The 17,519-nt window shown below is 30.0% G+C and carries 16 protein-coding genes; all 16 read left to right on the top strand.

Going from position 1 to position 17,519, the window contains the following annotated elements; genetic code table 11:
• Positions 1-55 precede the first annotated feature (55 nt).
• The 16 genes from rfbA to J2X17_RS15360 all read left to right on the top strand — a co-directional run bounded on the left by rfbA (position 56) and on the right by J2X17_RS15360 (position 17,512).
• Entirely contained in the window at positions 56-940 is an 885-nt protein-coding gene (rfbA, locus tag J2X17_RS15435; protein ID WP_310299890.1) for a glucose-1-phosphate thymidylyltransferase RfbA, read from the top strand.
• A gap of 85 nt (positions 941-1,025) precedes the next feature.
• Positions 1,026-2,996, top strand: coding sequence for a polysaccharide biosynthesis protein (locus tag J2X17_RS15430; RefSeq protein WP_310299888.1), 1,971 nt, complete (start codon positions 1,026-1,028; stop codon positions 2,994-2,996).
• A 161-nt stretch (positions 2,997-3,157) separates the two neighbouring features.
• Positions 3,158-4,024: an ABC transporter permease gene (locus J2X17_RS15425; protein WP_310299885.1), complete on the top strand. Its 867-nt coding sequence runs from the start codon at positions 3,158-3,160 to the stop codon at positions 4,022-4,024.
• 45 nt (positions 4,025-4,069) lie between these two features.
• Positions 4,070-5,362: an ABC transporter ATP-binding protein gene (locus J2X17_RS15420; protein WP_310299883.1), complete on the top strand. Its 1,293-nt coding sequence runs from the start codon at positions 4,070-4,072 to the stop codon at positions 5,360-5,362.
• Positions 5,355-6,194 (top strand): FkbM family methyltransferase, encoded by an 840-nt coding sequence (locus tag J2X17_RS15415; protein WP_310299879.1) that lies wholly within the window; start codon positions 5,355-5,357, stop codon positions 6,192-6,194. Before J2X17_RS15420 ends, J2X17_RS15415 begins: the two co-directional genes overlap by 8 nt.
• Positions 6,194-7,918: an FkbM family methyltransferase gene (locus tag J2X17_RS15410; RefSeq protein WP_310299877.1), complete on the top strand. Its 1,725-nt coding sequence runs from the start codon at positions 6,194-6,196 to the stop codon at positions 7,916-7,918. Before J2X17_RS15415 ends, J2X17_RS15410 begins: the two co-directional genes overlap by 1 nt.
• Before the next feature lie 34 nt (positions 7,919-7,952).
• Positions 7,953-8,804: a class I SAM-dependent methyltransferase gene (locus J2X17_RS15405; protein ID WP_310299875.1), complete on the top strand. Its 852-nt coding sequence runs from the start codon at positions 7,953-7,955 to the stop codon at positions 8,802-8,804.
• Positions 8,801-10,099 (top strand): glycosyltransferase, encoded by a 1,299-nt coding sequence (locus J2X17_RS15400; RefSeq protein ID WP_310299872.1) that lies wholly within the window; start codon positions 8,801-8,803, stop codon positions 10,097-10,099. Before J2X17_RS15405 ends, J2X17_RS15400 begins: the two co-directional genes overlap by 4 nt.
• Before the next feature lie 133 nt (positions 10,100-10,232).
• On the top strand, positions 10,233-11,069 hold the full coding sequence (locus J2X17_RS15395; RefSeq protein WP_310299869.1) for a glycosyltransferase family 2 protein: 837 nt from the start codon (positions 10,233-10,235) through the stop codon (positions 11,067-11,069).
• Between the two features lie 11 nt (positions 11,070-11,080).
• A complete protein-coding gene (locus tag J2X17_RS15390) occupies positions 11,081-11,959 on the top strand; it encodes a glycosyltransferase family 2 protein (RefSeq protein ID WP_310299865.1) in 879 nt (292 codons plus the stop codon).
• A 43-nt stretch (positions 11,960-12,002) separates the two neighbouring features.
• Positions 12,003-12,923, top strand: coding sequence for a glycosyltransferase family 2 protein (locus J2X17_RS15385; protein WP_310299863.1), 921 nt, complete (start codon positions 12,003-12,005; stop codon positions 12,921-12,923).
• Positions 12,920-13,765 (top strand): glycosyltransferase family A protein, encoded by an 846-nt coding sequence (locus tag J2X17_RS15380; protein ID WP_310299860.1) that lies wholly within the window; start codon positions 12,920-12,922, stop codon positions 13,763-13,765. Before J2X17_RS15385 ends, J2X17_RS15380 begins: the two co-directional genes overlap by 4 nt.
• Complete coding sequence (locus J2X17_RS15375; RefSeq protein WP_310299858.1) at positions 13,762-14,601, top strand: glycosyltransferase family 2 protein; 840 nt, start codon at positions 13,762-13,764, stop codon at positions 14,599-14,601. Before J2X17_RS15380 ends, J2X17_RS15375 begins: the two co-directional genes overlap by 4 nt.
• A 73-nt stretch (positions 14,602-14,674) precedes the next feature.
• Positions 14,675-15,754, top strand: coding sequence for a glycosyltransferase family 2 protein (locus tag J2X17_RS15370; RefSeq protein ID WP_310299856.1), 1,080 nt, complete (start codon positions 14,675-14,677; stop codon positions 15,752-15,754).
• Positions 15,755-15,758: 4 nt separating this feature from the next.
• Positions 15,759-16,850: a glycosyltransferase family 4 protein gene (locus J2X17_RS15365; protein WP_310299853.1), complete on the top strand. Its 1,092-nt coding sequence runs from the start codon at positions 15,759-15,761 to the stop codon at positions 16,848-16,850.
• Complete coding sequence (locus J2X17_RS15360) at positions 16,847-17,512, top strand: acylneuraminate cytidylyltransferase family protein (RefSeq protein ID WP_310299850.1); 666 nt, start codon at positions 16,847-16,849, stop codon at positions 17,510-17,512. Before J2X17_RS15365 ends, J2X17_RS15360 begins: the two co-directional genes overlap by 4 nt.
• The last annotated feature ends 7 nt before the right edge of the window (positions 17,513-17,519 follow it).

The raw sequence follows: 17,519 nt of genomic DNA, 5'->3' as shown, positions 1-17,519 counted from the left end.
TATTTCAATGATAAGAAAACTAAAATCTAAAATCTAGAATCTAAAATCAATATTTATGAAAGGAATAATTTTAGCAGGAGGTTCTGGAACACGTTTGCATCCTTTAACACTTGCCATGAGTAAGCAGATGATGCCTGTTTATGACAAGCCAATGATTTACTATCCATTGTCAACATTAATGATGTCTGGAATTAATGAAATATTAATTATCTCCACACCGCATGATTTGCCAAATTTTAAAAAATTGTTAGGAGATGGCTCTGAGTTGGGTTGTAAATTTAGTTATGCTGAACAAGCTAATCCAAATGGTTTAGCACAGGCTTTTGTAATTGGTGAAAAATTTATTGGTGATGATGATGTTGCTTTGATATTGGGAGATAATATTTTCTTTGGATCTAATATGCAGGAACTTTTGAAATCAAATACAAAACCAGAAGGAGGAGTTGTTTTTGCTTATCATGTTTCAGACCCTGAACGTTATGGTGTAGTTGAGTTTGATGCAAATTTTAAAGCAATTTCTATTGAAGAAAAGCCGGAAGAACCAAAATCTAGTTTTGCAGTGCCAGGATTATATTTTTATGATAATTCAGTTGTCGAAATAGCAAAAAATATTAAGCCAAGTGCTAGAGGTGAATATGAAATCACGGATGTAAATAAAGTATATTTAGAAAGAGGATTATTAAAAGTGGGTATTCTGAGCAGAGGAACAGCATGGCTTGATACAGGAACTTTTAATAGCTTAATGCAAGCTGGTCAATTTGTTCAGGTTCTGGAAGAAAGACAAGGATTGAAAGTGGGTTGTATCGAAGAAATTGCGTGGAGACAAGGCTTTATAAATGATGATCAGTTAGAAAAACTTGCCCTTCCATTAGTTAAATCTGGATACGGTTCTTATCTAATCGAATTTTTGAAACAAAAAAGAAAAGGTGTTAAAGTATAAATTACTAAGTGAAATAATTTTTTAATACCTTTAATTTGTATTTTTGTAAGCCATACTAAGTTTACAAAATCAAACGCAACCAAAATTGAATACAGATAAACAATCCAAAATAGCCGATATATTGCATAACTCTTTTTCTGCAAGGAACTTAAGAGCCAATATTAATAATCTTAGTTATCTGCCTAGGTGGATCATTATTGCTATAGATGTAATGGTTCTTGTTTTTTCATTTACGTTTACTTATATGCTTTTCGAAGGGACAGCATTAGGCTATATTATTACGTCACATGATTTTTATTTTGTATCGGGTTTAATTACTATAAACATATTTTTCTTCTGGCTTTTTAGAACTTATTCCGGAATTATTAGGCACTCTTCTTATATTGATGCTATAAAACTGTTGTTCTCTCAAATGTCGGTTTTGGTGTTTTTTTTATTTTTCAATTTAGTTTTTGAATTATATACCGGACATAAAGCGTTTTTAAATACGGCTCTCTTTATCAATTTGGTTTTGTCATTTTGTGGTTTGTTTTTATATCGTGTAATTGTCAAACAAACTTTTGAATTATATTTTTCTGAAAAGGCAAGTACAAAACTTATCAGAACAGTAATTTACGGTACAGATGCCAATGCAATTTCAGTTGCAAATGCATTAAAATTTGAAACTCCTTCACGATTTAAAATAGTTGGTTTTGTTGACAAAAACAATCAAAATGCTTCTAAGCGAATGCTGGATCTTCCTATTTTGATTCTAAGAAAAAAATTGCCAGCACTAATGCGTTCTGTAGCTGCAGAAGGCGTGATTATTGCTGATAAAAGTTTATCTAAAGACGAACAATTAATTATTGTTGATCAATGTTTAGAATTTAACTATAGAGTATATACAGTTCCATTGATTTCGGATTGGGAAAATCAAAAAGAAATTTCTCAAAAAGTAAAAAATATTCAGATTGAAGATTTATTAGAAAGAAAACCTATTGTCTTAGATAGTAAGTCCATTTCAAAACAATTAAAAGAAAAAACAATTCTAATCACAGGAGCTGCCGGATCTATTGGTAGTGAAATTGTGAGACAGGTTTTAGGGTTTAACCCAAAAATGGTTATTATTTTAGATCATGCCGAAACTCCTCTTCATAATTTATGTCTGGAGACATTGGGGATGAATTCTGAAACAAAAATTGTTGCTGTAATTGCTGATGTAAGAAGTAAAAAAGCCTTAGAAAAAGTCTTTAAAAATCATAATCCGCACGTTGTTTTCCATGCTGCCGCTTACAAGCATGTTCCTTTGATGGAGGAGAATCCGTCACAAGCTATTTTAACAAACATAAAAGGGACAAAGAATTTAGCTGACTTATCATGCAAGTACCATGTGAAAAAATTTGTTATGGTTTCGACAGACAAAGCTGTGAATCCGAGCAATGTTATGGGGGCAAGTAAGAGAATAGCTGAAAAATATGTACAATCATTATTTTTGAAAAACCAAAGAGAAGAAAATAATGAAGGTGTAACAAAGTTTATTACAACCCGTTTTGGAAATGTTTTGGGGTCTAATGGATCGGTAGTTCCATTATTTACTAAACAAATTGCAGAAGGCGGACCTGTGACAATAACACATCAGGATATTATTCGCTATTTCATGACTATTCCTGAAGCTTGCCAGCTAGTTTTAGAAGCGGGAGCAATGGGTAACGGAGGTGAAATATATATATTCGACATGGGGAAACCTGTTAGGATTATTGATCTGGCTAAAAAAATGATCAAACTGGCAGGGTTTATTCCGGATAAAGAAATTAAAATTAAGATTGTTGGTTTAAGACCAGGTGAAAAATTATACGAAGAATTATTAAATGATACTTCGAAGACATTGCCAACCTATCATAACAAAATTATGATTGCGCAGGAAATACAAGACGAGTATGAAAATCTGCATATTGAAATTGACGAACTTATCGGAATTGCGGATTTTTATGACAATGATGATATTGTAGCGAAGATGAAAAAAATAGTTCCTGAATTCAAGAGTATGAATTCGACTTTTGAAGTCTTAGACAAATAATATGTATAGAATTAACTTTTAATTCAAATTTATAAAAAGGTGTTTTTTTTTAAAACGCCTTTTTTGCTTTTTTATACATTTTGAATACGATTAAAAATCTTGTTAATTAGACCGAATTTGCTTTATTAGAAGCATATTGCATTAAATTGTAAAACCAAAAAATGAATACCACCGATAATTCGAATGACTGGTTGTTTGAAATAACACCAAAAAACAAATTTTTCTCACTTAACCTAAATGAAGTTTGGCAATACAGAGATTTATTGCTGCTTTTTGTTAAAAGAGATATTATTACGGCATATAAACAAACTGTATTAGGCCCTCTCTGGTACCTGATACAACCTTTGTTTACTTCTATTACATTTACCATTATTTTTAATAGCGTAGCAGGTATAGATACAGGAACTGTGCCTCCTTTTTTATTCAACCTGGCAGGTATTACAGTTTGGAATTATTTTACGGCTTGTTTAACAGGAACCTCAGATACATTTAAAGCCAATGCCGCAATTTTTGGGAAAGTTTATTTTCCCAGAATTATTACACCATTATCAGTAGTAATTTCCAACTTAATTAAATTTGGTATCCAGCTTTTTATATTTGTTGTTTTTTATCTTTTCTATTATATAAAAGGAACCGCGTTAAGCTTAAATAGTACTATACTGTTTTTCCCTTTTTTAGTTATGTTGATGGGAATTTTGGGATTAGGACTAGGAATGCTGATTTCCTCTTTGGTTACCAAATACCGTGATTTCAGTTATTTGTTAGGTTTCGGAATTCAGTTGTTGATGTATTTGTCTGCGGTAATGTATCCTATGGAATTGATTAAGCAAAAACTCCCTCAATATGGCTGGCTCGTTCAATACAATCCGCTTGCTTATCTAATTGAAACGGGTCGATACATGCTTTTAGATGTTGGAGAAATTTCCGTTTTAGGACTTTGTTATACGTTTGGCGTTACATTGACTGTTTTTTTTATAGGCTTATTGATTTTTAATAAGACGGAGAAAAGTTTTATAGATACTGTTTAATTTAATAAATAGTTTTTAGTAATAAGTTGAGTTAGAATTAAATAAATGAGTAAAGATATTATATTAAAAGCCGAAAACATTTCTAAACAATATCGTCTGGGACAGGTTGGTACGGGTACGCTTACCCATGATATTAATCGTTGGTGGCACCAGCTACGAGGTAAAGAAAATCCTTATCTAAAAGTTGGCGATACTAATGATCGAAGCACAAAAGGCACAAGTGAATATGTTTGGGCATTACAGGATATTAATTTTGAAGTAGAACGCGGGGAGGTTTTAGGTATTATAGGAAAGAATGGCGCGGGAAAATCTACGCTCTTAAAAATTTTGTCTAAAGTTACGGCTCCGACAACAGGAAGCATTAAGTCCAGAGGACGTATTGCATCTTTGCTTGAAGTAGGAACTGGGTTTAATGGCGAAATGACAGGTCGCGAAAATATTTTTTTGAATGGCGCTATTCTTGGAATGACCAAAAAAGAAATTGCCTCAAAGCTTGACGAAATTATAGAATTTTCCGGTTGCGAACGTTATATCGATACACCTGTTAAACGTTACAGTAGCGGTATGACAGTACGCTTGGCATTTGCTGTTGCGGCTTTTTTGGAACCAGAAATTTTAGTTATTGATGAGGTACTAGCTGTAGGTGATGCTGAATTTCAGAAAAAAGCCATTGGAAAAATGCAGGATATTTCTAAAGGGGAAGGAAGGACAGTATTATTTGTGAGTCATAATATGGCGGCTGTAAAACAATTATGTACAAAGGGAATTGTGATGGAGAATGGAAAGGTTGTTTTTGAAGGAAATACTAATGATGGAATAAATTACTATTTAAGTTTGAATAGTTCTAATGAAGCTGTATTAATTAAAGATATTAAAGAGAGAAAAGGTAAAGGGGATATTAAAATAGTTGATGTAAAAATTTTAGATAGAAATGAAAAAGAAATAAAAATTTTGAGGACTGGTGAAAAAGTAGTCATCAATATTTATTTTGAAAGTAATACATTGAAAAAGTATAAAAAATGTAGACTTAGTGTAGCGATTTCTAATCAAGGAAAAGATTTCATATTACTGTCAACTGAATTAGGTGCTAATCAATATATTGACTTATATGAAAAGGGATGCATTGAGTTTGTTATACCAAAATTGCCACTGACTAAGTCGAATTATAACTTAGAAATTTTTCTTGAATCTGACACTGAAATACAAGATTGGATTGAAAATGCCTTACTTTTTTCTGTTGAAGATGGAGTTTATTATGATGGTGCTATGAATTATCCAAAAGGATGGGAAGGAAAAACAGTTTTATTTGATTATACGTATTCTATTAAAAATGATTAAAAAAGCAATAAAAAAAATAGTTAGATATTTCTTTAAAAGTAATACGCAAAAAGATAATTTGTTGAATTTTATTTTTAAATTATTGGACCGTGATCCTTTACTTTTTGCATATAATACTAATGGAATATTAAATTATGAAAATGAAATAGTAAGTGGAGAAAACTTTTTAATTCTAAAAGTATTGCCAAAATTTATTACCACAAATAAAAAAGCTGTTTTTTTTGATGTTGGGGCTAATATTGGAGAATACAGTGTAAATATAGCTTCAATTTATCCTAATTCACTAATATATTCTTTTGAGCCTAATAGTAATACATATAATGTTTTAAAGCAAAACGTGTATTGTCTAGAAAAAATTACGCCTATTAATATAGGCTTAAGTGATACAAAGAAAGAATCAGAGATTTTTACTTATTTGAGTGATTTAAATAGTCAACATGCTAGTTTATACGAAGGAGTATTTAATGATTTACATAATGATAAAAGTATTACATCAATAAAAATTGAATTAGATAGTTTAGATAATTTCTGTTATAATAATAAAATTGGTTACATTGACTTTTTAAAGATTGATACTGAGGGACATGAGTTGGATGTTTTGAAAGGTAGCATGCAAATGATTAAAAACGGGGGAATTAAAATTATTCAGTTTGAATTTAATGAGATGAATGTAATATCCCGAGTCTTTCTTAAAGATTTTTATGAAATATTGATAGATTATAAAATATATAGATTAAGCGAAAAAGGACTAATTCCTCTTTTTCAGTATGATTCTAAGAACGAAATTTTTAAATTTCAAAATTTACTAGCTATTCATAATACTTTGTTGTAATGTTTAAAACTCCAATTCTTTTTTTAATTTTTAATCGACCAGATACAACTCAACAAGTTTTTGATGAAATAAAAAAGCAAAAACCTAGATATTTGTTTGTTGCTGCTGATGGAGCTCGTTCACATGTGGTTGATGACAAAGATAAATGTCAAACTACTCGAGAAATTGTGCTTAATAATATAGATTGGGACTGTGAGGTAAAAACATTATTCAGAGATGAGAACTTGGGATGCGGTGTTGCAGTGTCTGAAGCAATATCATGGTTTTTTGAAAACGTCGAACAAGGGATAATACTTGAAGATGATAGTTTGCCTCATTCCTCTTTTTTTAGATATTCGGAAACTCTATTGGAGAGATATAGAAATGATGAAGGGGTAATGATGATATCGGGAAATAATTTTCAAAAAGGAATTGTGCGTGGTGATGGAAGTTATTATTTTTCTGAGTATGCTCATATTTGGGGTTGGGCAACATGGAAAAAGTCATGGTTGAAGTATGATTTTAAAATGAAAAATTGGCCGAATTTCCAAGAAAATAGACTTTTATCAAAGTGTAATGGAGACAGAGATCAATATACCTATTGGTGTAATGTGTTTCAAAAAACCTATGAAGGAGAAATTGATACATGGGATTATCAGTGGATGTTTGCTATTTGGTATAGTGGTGGAATTACGATTTTACCTAATGTGAATTTAATTTCTAATATTGGTTTTGGTAATGATGCGACACATACAAGGGGATATAGTCCATTTTCAAATTTGAAAACACAAGACATTGGTGCAATTTTACATCCGAAAAGTATTAAAGTTGATAAAAAAGCCGATAGATATACGTCAGCTAAAGTTTTTAATATTCCTAAAAATAAAAAACTCACTTATAAAGGTTTAAAAAAAGATTTAAAGAGAAAGTTAGTTAGATTACTATCACCTGAAATTATCCAGTTGATAAAACGTAAATTCAGAGTATCTCAAAATGAGCAAGAAAAAGCTTTGGCTAGTTTTCCACGCTATACTAAAACAACTGTTATGTTAAAAGACCGTGAGATTACAATTCCTGACAGTGCATCGTTTATTTTTATGAATAAGGAAATTTTCAAGGACGAGATATATCGATTTAAGACATCAAATAAAACACCTTATATTGTGGATGGCGGTGCTAATATTGGTCTCGCAACGATTTATTTAAAATTGCTGTATCCTGATTCAAATATTATTGCGTTTGAGCCAGATCCTGAGATTTATATGATATTGGAAGAAAATATAAAAACTTTTAATTTTACTGATGTAGAGTTACTTCAAAAAGGAATTTGGAATGACAACATAATATTATCATTTAGTTCAGAGGGGGCAGATGGTGGTTTAATTGCAGATTTAGACAAATCTATTGCTACTACTTCTAAAAGCATAGAGGTTATTTCTCTTAAGCCCTATTTAAAAAAGAAGGTAGATTTCTTAAAACTAGATATAGAAGGAGCGGAGACTATTGTTTTGAAAGATATTGAAGATGATCTTATTAGAGTTGATCGAATTTTTGTAGAATATCATTCTTTTGTTGGTCAACCTCAGACATTAAATGAAATTATAGACATTCTTATAAAAGCTAAGTTTAGGCTTTACATGTCAATTCCAGGAAATAATTCTTTGAACTCCCCTTTAATGGGATTGGGAAATTATAATAATATGGATTTTCAATTAAATATATTTGGGCATAAGGAGGGTAAATAATTAATTAAATTATATTGAAAATAATTAAAATAATATGAAGTTGGTTAATTTAGGTTGTGGTCAAAAATATCATAAAGATTGGATAAATATTGATTTTTTTTCAAGTAATGAATATGTTATCCAACATAATTTATTAGAAGGAATACCTATTGAGGATAATGCAATTGATGTAGTTTATCACTCTCATGTGTTGGAGCATTTTACTAAAAGTGATGGTTTTTATTTTATTGAAGAATGTTATCGTGTTCTAAATAAAAATGGAATAGTAAGAATTGCTGTCCCAAATTTAGAAATTATTGTGAAAGAATATTTAGAGAATCTTCAATTAGCAATTGAGGGAAATGTTGAAGCTAAGAACAATTATAAATGGATTAAGTTAGAATTATTTGATCAAATGATAAGGAATGAAAGTGGTGGTGATATGAAGAACTATTTATATCAACCCATTATAGAAAATGAAACGTATGTTTACAAGCGTATAGGTTCTGAAGCAAAAAAAATTAGGGATTCATTTTTGAATAAATCAGTAATTAATAATTATGATAATAACGAGATAAAATTAAAAGTATCTATTTTGAAGTCGCTTTTAAAAAAAGTAAAAACAATTATTATCAAAATAAGGATTGGGAAACAAAAAAAAGCTTTAACGGAACAAGAATTAAAAGCTCTAAAAATTGGACAATTTAGACTTAGTGGTGAAATACATCAGTGGATGTATGATCGTTATTCATTGTCGGAACTTTTGAGAGAAGTAGGTTTTACAGAAATAAAGGTATGTAATGCTTTTGAAAGTGAAATCCAAAATTGGGAAACTTATCAACTGGATGTAATTAACGGAGAGGTGAGAAAACCTGATTCTTTATTTATAGAAGCAAAGAAGTTATGAAAGTTCTTTTAGTTAATACTTATGACAGAGGTGGTGCAGCAAACGCTTGTAAGCGTTTGCATTTGGGATTTCTATTAAAAGGAATAAATTCAAATGTTCTACTTAGATTTAAGCAAAATAATTGGCCAGAATCTAAATGCTTTAGGCAACCACAAAAAAAAAATACTTTTCATGATAAAGTTCTAAATAAAGCAAAACGAATTTTAAAAGAGTTAAAACTGTATTCCGATATTGATGTTTCTAAAAGGATGCATCAAGATTTTTTAAGCCAAAGGAATAGAAATTTAGAAATGTTTAGTTTTCCTAATTCGGATCTTGATATCACACAATCTGAACTTTATAAAGAAGCAGATATCATTAATTTACATTGGGTAGCGAACTTCCTGGATTATAAAACTTTTTTTGAAATAAATAAGAAGCCTGTTGTCTGGACATTACACGACATGAATCCGTTTACTGGAGGAGAGCACTATCTTGAAGAGTTTTTAGGAATTGATAAAGATGGATATCCTATTAAAAGAAAATTATCTCCAGAAGAAATTCAAATTTCAAATGAAAATTTAACTCTGAAAAAGGAAGTGCTTGATAAGTTTTCAAATTTGACTGTCGTTACTCCTTCAGAATGGTTGGCAAAAAAAGCAAGAGAAAGTCAAGTGTTTAAAAATGCCAAAATTCATTGTATACCTTATGGACTGGATGCTTCAATATATACACCAAGGGATAAAAAATATTCGAGAGAATTATTAAGTATTCCAGAAGGTAAACAGGTTATTTTGTTCGTTGCCGATTCAATATCAAATAATAGAAAAGGATTTATTTTCTTAAAAAGAGCTTTTGAACAATTATCAGATTCGAATCTGGTTTTGTGTGCTATTGGGGATAAAAATAGTGATTTAGAGCTAATTGAAAATGTACTTGAATTAGGTTCTATTTATGATGAAAGATTGATGAGCATTGCTTATTCTGCTGCAGATGTATTTGTAATTCCTTCTTTAATGGATAATTTGCCTAATACTGTTCTAGAATCATTACTATGTGGTACGCCAGTAATTGGTTTTCCTGTCGGAGGCATAGTTGATATGATTCAAGATGGAGTAAATGGTTTTCTAACAGATGAAATAAGTGTTAATTCACTTATGATAACTTTGCAAAAATTTTTGAAGAATCCAAGCTGTTTTGATAGAGTTTCTATTCGAGAAGATGCAATTAAAAAGTATGATCAATCTGTACAATCACAAAAATATATTGATCTGTTTTCTAGTATTCAAAAGTCTACTGAAGGAAAAAAATCTTAAATTTTCCATTAATAACAATTATACAAACTACCTATAATATTCGCTAGACTTAAAGTCAAAACAAAAATATAAACAATTAGATTATCGAGCTTGATAATAGAATTTGATCTAAATTAATAAGTTCTGAAAAAAAATGTCTAAAACTCAGGCAAGCCCCATTTTAACGATAATAATTCCGACGTATAATTCTGGTTCTACGCTTGATGTAGCTTTGAAAAGTATCATAAATCAAACGTTTAAAAATATTGAAATATTAGTTATCGACGGTTTGTCAGTGGATAATACATTGGAAATTGTTGAGAGTAATAAAATGGAATTTCCAAACATAACTGTTGTTTCTGAAAAAGACAACGGAATATATGATGCTATGAATAAAGGAATTTTGCTAGCAAAAGGAACATGGTTGTATTTTTTAGGAAGTGATGATTCTTTGTATGAAGCAGATACTATCGAAAAATTTATAAATAGTGAAGCACTCAGGCTTAATGAAGTAGTTTACGGTAATGTATATTCAGAGCGCTTTAATGGAATTTATGACGGGTTGTTTACCTATTCAAAAATAATGAACCAAAATATTTGTCATCAGGCAATTTTTTTTAAGAAAAGTATATTCGATAAAATTGGAAAATTCAATTTAATTTACAAATCTCATGCTGATTGGGATCATAATATCAGATGGTTTTTTTCTTCTAAAATATCTAAAATGTTTGTAAATCAAATAATTGCTAATTACGCTGATGGGGGTTATAGTTCCACACATTCTGATGAAGTTTTTTGGCGAGATAAATATTTCTTGCTATTAACAAAAGGAATTGGCAAATTATCGCTTTCTGAATTAATAAGTTGCAGTAGTCATTCAATTAAATTTGCGAAAGAAGAAAAAAAATATTTAAAATTATTATTGGTTCTTTCTTTAAGAGTCGGATTAAAAATTTTAAAAAAAAGCAAACAGAAATTCTCTGGCATTTAGAATGATAAAAAATGAATAGTAATTTACCATTAGTTTCTGTTTGTCTTCCTGTTTACAATGGCGAAAAATACTTGTTGGAAGCGCTTATAAGTTTAAAATTACAAACTTATCAAAATATAGAATTGATTGTAAGCGATGATAACTCGAGTGATAATTCTCTAAAAATAATTGATACTTTTAAAACTGAGGTTTCTTTTCCAATTTATGTTTTTGATCATAAACCAAAAGGAATTGGTGCAAATTGGAATAATTGTGCTAACAAAGCAAATGGAGACTATATAAAGTTTTTATTTCAGGATGACATTTTATCACCTACCTGTATTGAAAAAATGGTAAAGTATGCGTTGAAAAATAAAAATATTGGTTTAGTTTATTCTAAAAGAGATTTTATTTATAATGCTGCCAATGAAAAAAATATCGAATGGATAAAATTATACAATAATCTTCATTTGAGTTGGAAACAACATTCTGTTTTAGATGGAGTTGTGAGTAGCGGCAAACAATTGCTCAAGGACGATAATATATTTGAGTTTCCCGAAAATAAAATTGGAGAACCAACAGCAGTTTTAATTAAAAAAGAAGTTTTTAGAAAAGTAGGGCCTTTTTCAGAAGTGTTAAAACAAACTTTAGACATTGAGTATTGGTGCCGGGTAATGAAGTATTATGATGTGATTTTTATAGACGAAAAATTAATTAGTTTTAGATTGCATGATAAACAGGCTACTGCAATAAATGCTGGAAATAATTTGCGTGAAATCAATCTCTTTTATCAAATGATATTGGGCAATCTATTTTGGCAATTAAATAAAAATGTTAAGAAAACCTTATTTTTAAAATATACTTTTGCTGGACGGGTTATTAAAAAAATATTGTATTTAATTAAATGCTAAACAAAATTTTAAAGATAACGTACTTCATAATATTTAAAATATAATGTTAGCTATAATTATTCCATACTACAAAATCACGTTTTTTGAAGCTACATTAAAATCATTAGCGACTCAAATTGATCAACGTTTTACAGTTTATATAGGTGATGATGCAAGTCCCGAAAATCCTTTATTTTTATTAGATAAGTATAAAGATAAGTTTGAATTTATTTATCAGCGTTTTGAGACAAATCTTGGAGGGAGTTCGCTAAAGCAACAATGGGAACGTTGTATTAATCTATCAGCCAATGAAGAATGGATTATGATTTTGGGTGATGATGATGTTTTAGGAGAGCATGTAATCAAAGATTTTTATGAAAGCTTGTTGGAAATTAAAAAAGAAGAAAGTAATATAATAAGATTTGCAACTCAGTTTGTTGATGAAAAAGAAAATACCATTTCAGAAGTTTATCAGCATTCTAAGTTAGAAATGGCGGCAGATTCTTTTGTAAGACGTATGAAAGGGTTAACCAGGAGCTCCTTATCAGAATATATTTTTTCGAGAGATTCCTATTCAAAATATAAATTTCGCGAATATCCTTTAGGTTGGCATAGTGATGATATGGCATGGCTGGATTTTACAGACAATAAACCAATTTTCACCATAAATAGTAGCACAATATTTATAAGAATGTCGAATCTTAATATATCTGGGAAAAGTGATAATAAGATTTTAAAAAATTTAGCTTTAAATCTTTTTTATAAAGATTTGATAAAAGATAAATTGAATCTCTTTCAAAAAAAAGAGCGCTATAAATTATTAATGAAATATGAGCAAATTATTAAAAGAACTAGCGAGCCAACTACGAAGGAATGGGGGCTTTTGCTAAAGGCGTATAGTTTAAATTTTAATTTTGTTCATTTTGCCAAATTATTAAGAAGAATTTTTATAAGTTATTCATCAATCAAATCCTTGGTTAAATGAAAAAAAAGTTAACAAAAATTCTTGATTTTCTTGGAATAAAACCGATTATAAAAAAAAAAATTAATTGGGTTCAAGGTAAGTATGCTCAATTGAATTATAGTATTTTTAATAAAACCGTAATTCTCCAAAACAAAAATTTCAAATCAATACCGATTATAATTATTAGCTTCAATCAGCTTTTTTATTTGAAACAATTAATTGATTTTTTAAAGAAGCATAATTATAATAATATTGTTATAGTTGATAATAATTCGAGCTACGCACCATTACTTAAATATTTTGATGAAATAGAATCTACAGTAACTATTCATCGTTTAAAAGAAAATTTTGGGCATTTGGTTTTTTGGAAAATAAAAGCCTTATATGAACGATATTCTAAGGGCTATTATGTTGTAACCGATGCAGATATTTTGCCAAGTGATGATTGCCCGGCAGATTTTTTATTGAAGTTTAAAAACATTTTAGATAACGATTTTAAATTTAATAAAGTGGGCTTTAGTCTAAAAATTGATGATATTCCTGATACAAATTTGAATAAGGATAAAATTGTAAAATGGGAATCCAGATTTTGGGAGCAGAAAACAAAGGAAGGCAATTATATCGCTAAAATCGATACTACTTTTGCATTGTACAGGCCTGGTTATAAATATAGCGTAGATAATTTTATGAAGGCGATAAGAACGAAACATCCAATGGAAGCCATTCACGGAGGCTGGTATATAAATAATAAAGAATTGAATGAGGAGCAGGATTTTTATTATAAAAACAGCACCTTGTCAAGCTCCTGGCTATCAGACAGTGACGGTAACCTGTTCAACAAATATTATAATGAGAATATATGAATCTTAGTATAATCATTTTAAGTAAAACAGATACAATTGATTTACATACTATGACAATGAATTGTATTAATTCTTTAATGGAAACAGAGCATAGTATTTCGAAAGAATTATTATTAATAGAATCTAATAAAGATTATTTTAATTCAGATTTTAAATATCCTGATTTTGTAAATGTTATAGTTCCAGGATCAGATTTTAATTTTCATAAGTTTCTTAACATCGGAATAAAAGCATCAAAAGGTGATTATATTGCGTTGTGTAATAATGATTTGATTTTTCACGAACATTGGTTTAGTGCCATTTTAGAAATCGCTAATAAAAACAAGGATATTCTTTCCTTTAGCCCAAAAGGAACCGCGCCCCTGTTAAACCAAAACGCGGAATTTTCATTGGGATATAAAGTCAGAACACATGTAAACGGCTGGTGTATCGTTGCCAAAAAAGAGTTGTTTGACAAAATTGGGCTATTAGATGAAAAGTTCGACTTTTTTTATGCTGACAATGATTATGCAATGACTTTAAAAAGGCGAAATATAAAACATGCCAGAGTTCACAATTCACACGTGATTCATCTGGAGAAACCAGCAGCCAAAAAATCTGAAAAGACTTTAGATAAAAAAAAAGATTTTTTAAAGCGCTACAAAATCCCTGATTATCTTTGGAGAGATGATTACAAATGGGTTTTAGAAACCGAAAAAAATTTATCAGGGTTTCTTAAATTTCATGACAAATGGGGATCGCCAGTTTTGTATTATAGAAAAAATAAAATTTGTGACATTTTAATGCGCTATAAACTAGGTTTTTTAAATTGGTTTGTTTTAGGGTTTAAATTTTAATCTTAAAGAAAAATAAAACAATCATTTACGATGATAGTAAATAAAACAACTTTATTCTGAAAGTCCAAAAACAATGATAACAATACTTTATATTTTTAAAGATAAAGAAGTTGGAAGAGTAAAAAAATCTTTAGACAGTTTGTTGTGTCAAACTCATAAAGGATTCAAAGTATTGCTGGTAGATTTTGGTTCAGGAGCAGATAAAAGTACAGAAATTCAAAATGTTTTAAAACAATATTCTTTTGTAGAGTATCTTTATTCCTATCATTTGCATCAGCCTTGGTCAAGATCTAAAGCAATTAATATAGGTTTGAGACAAGTTAGCACTCCTTATGTTTTTGTCGCAGATATAGATATGTTATTCCATAAAGAATTTGTTGCAACATTAAATGATCTAAAATCTTCCGATAGGGCTCACTATTTTAAAGTTGGTTTTTTGACTGAAAATGAATCGAAAATCAATAAAGATTTTGAAGATTATTCTATTGCTTTTACAAGTTCGATTGGTGCTCAGGGGCTTTCTTTATTTCCAACCGAAGCACTACTTTCGATCAGAGGATTTGATGAGTTTTTTCATTTCTGGGGAAGCGAAGATGAAGACGTTCATGCCCGATTAAAGATGAATGGATTAAAAGTTAATTTTTTTGATAAAAAAGTTTTAATGCTGCATCAATGGCATCCTACTTATAGAAATTCTCTTGAAAAAAAGTTGACAACTTCTTTGCAGCATAATACAATTTCGAAAATAAACCAAGAGCATTTTCGAACGAATTCAATGCTTAACGATGGTATTGTTAACACTGAAAACTGGGGAAATGTAATCACTAAAAATCAGTTTGAAAACTTAGCTAAGCCTGATGTTTTTTTGAATGTACAAAATAAGAAACCGGAGATAGATAATTTTTTATTTTCGGTTTTACCTAAACTGAATAATCAGATTTTAGAAGTCCTGATCCAGGAAGATCCTTATCCAAAAACATTGAAATATCATATAAAAAGATTTTTGGGTAAAAGCATACCTGAATATTACAGCTTGAAAGAAATAAATGATGTTCTTTTGTTACATTTGATTTCTTTTTATCCAGATGCAGTTTATAAATATGTTGTTGGAGAAGATTTGACGAGCATTACCCTAACGTTACAATTACAATAATACCATGTCCAAAGTTATACTGATTTCAGAGTTTCCTTTACCTTTTTCTCTTACAGGGAGTTGGACCAAATTATATAACAATTATCTTGCTACATCTCATCAAATCGACTATATTGTTTGTAAGCAATCGGAGCGGCCGGAGCCATCTGTAGTTTATGGAACTGTTAAAAGAGATCTCAAAACAAAGCTTTTAGAAAAATGGTATAAAAATCGTTATTATGCTTATTTGGAAGAATTAAAAAAACTTATAAAGCCAGATGAAAAGTACATCATTCAGATAATTGATAACTTTGGTATCGTGAAACCGTTAATAACAATGTTGACCGAAACGGGATTAAGAAAGCAATGTTACCTGCAGTTTTTTTACCACGGATTTCCACCTTTTCAGGAAAACTATCACGGAAGATGGTTTTATGAAGCTATAGATGAAATGATTTTATTGACAAATGATTCCTATTTAGCACATAAAAATTATTATACTATTCTGCCTACTCGATTTTCAGTTTTGCATAATGGAATTGATACCGCCAAGTTTTTTCCAATTTCAAAAGAAAAAAAACAAATTTTACGAAAAAATAAGGGAGTTACAAATAAAAAAGTATTTGTATGGTGTTCACAAGATCGTCCTAAAAAAGGATTAAATCTTTTACTGGATGCCTGGAAACGATTTTATTCCAACAGACAAGATGTTGTTTTGTGGGTAATTGGATGTGAACCTAAAAATCCACAAGACGGAGTTGAATATTTAGGAAAGATTCCGAACGATGAAATACCAACTTATTTCCAAATGTCAGATTGCTATTTATTTCCTACGCTGTGGCATGAAGGGTTTGGTTTGAGCTTAATAGAGGCCTTACATTGTGGGAATTATTGTATTGCCTCTGCTATAGGAGGTGTTCCAGAAGTATTACAATACGGAAAACTAGGGAAACTTATCGAAAAACCTCATTTCGTTTTAGAATGGGAAAAAGCCATGATTGAGTTTATGGAAAATCCACTTGTGTTTAATACGATTCCAAGGGACTTATATTCGATAACTGAATGGAACTTAGGAATGAATGAGATTATTTCAAATGCAAAAAAAACTTTGGAATGAAAACAATAGCAATAATTCCAGCTCGAGGAGGATCAAAACGAATCCCAGAAAAAAACATTCAACTGTTTGGCGAATTACCTATGCTGGTTCATTCCATAAAATATGCCTTTGCCAATACTGAAATTATCGATGAGGTATACGTTTCTACCGACGATGAAAGTATAAAAAGAATAGCGCTGTCTTATGGAGCCAAAGTAATTGATAGGCCGGCAGCGTTGTCTGGAGATTTGGAACCAACGGTATCTGCCATGAAACACGTTTTGCAGTCGCTGAAAGAAAATATCGAAAATGTAATTTTATTACAGCCCACAAATCCTTTACGACCAGATAACCTCCTAAAAGAATCCTTTGAAATTTATCAAAAAGAAAATTGTGACAGTTTGTTTACTGTGACAAGAAATCATCAAAAATTTGGTAAAATAACAGACAATAAATTTAAGCCCTTTAATTATAGTATCGGCCAGCGCAGTCAGGATTTAGAGCCTTTATTTTTTGAAAACGGCTTATTATACATTACTAAAGGTTCCTTGATTTTAAAGGATACGATTATCTCAGAAAATGCTTTTCCATTAGAAGTAAATCATATTTTTGCCAATATCGATATCGATACTCCGGAAGATCTGGATTATGCAGAATATCTTTATCAAAAACATAAATCATAACTCATTT

Source organism: Flavobacterium aquidurense, assembly GCF_031458035.1.
GTDB lineage: Bacteria > Bacteroidota > Bacteroidia > Flavobacteriales > Flavobacteriaceae > Flavobacterium > Flavobacterium aquidurense_C.
This window is presented reverse-complemented; position numbering and strand designations above follow the sequence as displayed.

Excerpts from the sequence above, each read along its gene's own strand:
- J2X17_RS15420 (WP_310299883.1), top strand. The coding sequence starts at position 4,070 with ATGAGTAAAGATATTATATTAAAAGCCGAAAACATTTCTAAACAATAT.
- J2X17_RS15390 (WP_310299865.1), top strand. The coding sequence starts at position 11,081 with ATGAATAGTAATTTACCATTAGTTTCTGTTTGTCTTCCTGTTTACAAT.
- J2X17_RS15375 (WP_310299858.1), top strand. The coding sequence starts at position 13,762 with ATGAATCTTAGTATAATCATTTTAAGTAAAACAGATACAATTGATTTA.
- J2X17_RS15370 (WP_310299856.1), top strand. The coding sequence starts at position 14,675 with ATGATAACAATACTTTATATTTTTAAAGATAAAGAAGTTGGAAGAGTA.
- J2X17_RS15360 (WP_310299850.1), top strand. The coding sequence starts at position 16,847 with ATGAAAACAATAGCAATAATTCCAGCTCGAGGAGGATCAAAACGAATC.
- J2X17_RS15400 (WP_310299872.1), top strand. The coding sequence starts at position 8,801 with ATGAAAGTTCTTTTAGTTAATACTTATGACAGAGGTGGTGCAGCAAAC.
- J2X17_RS15415 (WP_310299879.1), top strand. The coding sequence starts at position 5,355 with ATGATTAAAAAAGCAATAAAAAAAATAGTTAGATATTTCTTTAAAAGT.
- J2X17_RS15380 (WP_310299860.1), top strand. The coding sequence starts at position 12,920 with ATGAAAAAAAAGTTAACAAAAATTCTTGATTTTCTTGGAATAAAACCG.
- J2X17_RS15395 (WP_310299869.1), top strand. The coding sequence starts at position 10,233 with ATGTCTAAAACTCAGGCAAGCCCCATTTTAACGATAATAATTCCGACG.
- J2X17_RS15385 (WP_310299863.1), top strand. The coding sequence starts at position 12,003 with ATGTTAGCTATAATTATTCCATACTACAAAATCACGTTTTTTGAAGCT.
- rfbA (WP_310299890.1), top strand. The coding sequence starts at position 56 with ATGAAAGGAATAATTTTAGCAGGAGGTTCTGGAACACGTTTGCATCCT.
- J2X17_RS15425 (WP_310299885.1), top strand. The coding sequence starts at position 3,158 with ATGAATACCACCGATAATTCGAATGACTGGTTGTTTGAAATAACACCA.
- J2X17_RS15365 (WP_310299853.1), top strand. The coding sequence starts at position 15,759 with ATGTCCAAAGTTATACTGATTTCAGAGTTTCCTTTACCTTTTTCTCTT.
- J2X17_RS15410 (WP_310299877.1), top strand. The coding sequence starts at position 6,194 with ATGTTTAAAACTCCAATTCTTTTTTTAATTTTTAATCGACCAGATACA.
- J2X17_RS15405 (WP_310299875.1), top strand. The coding sequence starts at position 7,953 with ATGAAGTTGGTTAATTTAGGTTGTGGTCAAAAATATCATAAAGATTGG.